The following is a 2,110-nucleotide window of genomic DNA, read 5'->3' as shown; positions in this document are numbered from 1 at the left end:
ATGAATATAGTTGAAAATGAAATATGTATAAGAACTTTAATAGATGATGATTTTCCTTTGATGTTAAAATGGTTAACTGATGAAAGAGTATTAGAATTTTATGGTGGTAGAGATAAAAAATATACATTAGAATCATTAAAAAAACATTATACAGAGCCTTGGGAAGATGAAGTTTTTAGAGTAATTATTGAATATAACAATGTTCCTATTGGATATGGACAAATATATAAAATGTATGATGAGTTATATACTGATTATCATTATCCAAAAACTGATGAGATAGTCTATGGTATGGATCAATTTATAGGAGAGCCAAATTATTGGAGTAAAGGAATTGGTACAAGATATATTAAATTGATTTTTGAATTTTTGAAAAAAGAAAGAAATGCTAATGCAGTTATTTTAGACCCTCATAAAAATAATCCAAGAGCAATAAGGGCATACCAAAAATCTGGTTTTAGAATTATTGAAGATTTGCCAGAACATGAATTACACGAGGGCAAAAAAGAAGATTGTTATTTAATGGAATATAGATATGATGATAATGCCACAAATGTTAAGGCAATGAAATATTTAATTGAGCATTACTTTGATAATTTCAAAGTAGATAGTATTGAAATAATCGGTAGTGGTTATGATAGTGTGGCATATTTAGTTAATAATGAATACATTTTTAAAACAAAATTTAGTACTAATAAGAAAAAAGGTTATGCAAAAGAAAAAGCAATATATAATTTTTTAAATACAAATTTAGAAACTAATGTAAAAATTCCTAATATTGAATATTCGTATATTAGTGATGAATTATCTATACTAGGTTATAAAGAAATTAAAGGAACTTTTTTAACACCAGAAATTTATTCTACTATGTCAGAAGAAGAACAAAATTTGTTAAAACGAGATATTGCCAGTTTTTTAAGACAAATGCACGGTTTAGATTATACAGATATTAGTGAATGTACTATTGATAATAAACAAAATGTATTAGAAGAGTATATATTGTTGCGTGAAACTATTTATAATGATTTAACTGATATAGAAAAAGATTATATAGAAAGTTTTATGGAAAGACTAAATGCAACAACAGTTTTTGAGGGTAAAAAGTGTTTATGCCATAATGATTTTAGTTGTAATCATCTATTGTTAGATGGCAATAATAGATTAACTGGAATAATTGATTTTGGAGATTCTGGAATTATAGATGAATATTGTGATTTTATATACTTACTTGAAGATAGTGAAGAAGAAATAGGAACAAATTTTGGAGAAGATATATTAAGAATGTATGGAAATATAGATATTGAGAAAGCAAAAGAATATCAAGATATAGTTGAAGAATATTATCCTATTGAAACTATTGTTTATGGAATTAAAAATATTAAACAGGAATTTATCGAAAATGGTAGAAAAGAAATTTATAAAAGGACTTATAAAGATTGATTATATAATATATGAAAAGCTATTATAAAAGACATTAGTATTAAATAGTTTAAAAAAATGAAAAATAATAAAGGAAAAAAATATTTCTTAAAATTGTGATAGGGGTTGTTCTTGCTTGTATTTTATTTGTTTGTTTTCTTTATACGAACAATGAGATCGGCGTGACTTCATCTAAGCTGGAGGCAGATATTCGTTCGTCGCAGAAGATTAAGGATGATTGGACGGTCGATGGAAGCGTTTCCAGCACGATGGCTGCATATATTTCTTACCCTCAGGATTTGAGTGACCATTCTTTTTCCGTCTATGTCAATCGTCCAGGACTTTCCTTCGGATATTTTTTCCGTGGAGGTGGAACTCTTTCGGGGATTCAAAGAGGAATTGTGGAGTTTACTGTAGAGGGATATAATGAACGAGCATTTATTTCTATGAATCAACAGCAGGTGCAACAACTTGAAATAGATGATGGCAACACAATTCAAGTGGTTGATATTGACCGCAATAAACCTTTTGCGATTGTCTTGCCTATAAATGCGGGTAATATTACTTTTTATGATGTAAATAGAAATACTGTGGAATATTGGAATAATCCTCTTTGACAAATTCCAGTTTGTCGTGCTAAAAATTCAACTGAATAATCCCAGCAAAAACCGCTGCTACATGGAAGCCAACA

2 protein-coding genes are annotated in these 2,110 nt (G+C 28.1%); both read left to right on the top strand.

What is annotated here, in order from left to right; genetic code table 11:
* Entirely contained in the window at nt 1-1,440 is a 1,440-nt protein-coding gene (locus PGZ10_RS16435; RefSeq protein ID WP_001028144.1) for a bifunctional aminoglycoside N-acetyltransferase AAC(6')-Ie/aminoglycoside O-phosphotransferase APH(2'')-Ia, read from the top strand.
* 161 nt (nt 1,441-1,601) lie between these two features.
* On the top strand, nt 1,602-2,036 hold the full coding sequence (locus PGZ10_RS16430; RefSeq protein ID WP_233509629.1) for a hypothetical protein: 435 nt from the start codon (nt 1,602-1,604) through the stop codon (nt 2,034-2,036).
* Nucleotides 2,037-2,110: the final 74 nt, after the last annotated feature.

It is taken from the genome of Coprococcus sp. AF102-57, assembly GCF_027686195.1.
In the GTDB taxonomy this organism is placed as follows: Bacteria; Bacillota; Clostridia; order Lachnospirales; family Lachnospiraceae; genus Allocoprococcus; species Allocoprococcus comes.
Note: the sequence above shows the minus strand (reverse complement) of the source record. Positions and strands in the feature narration are given on the sequence as shown.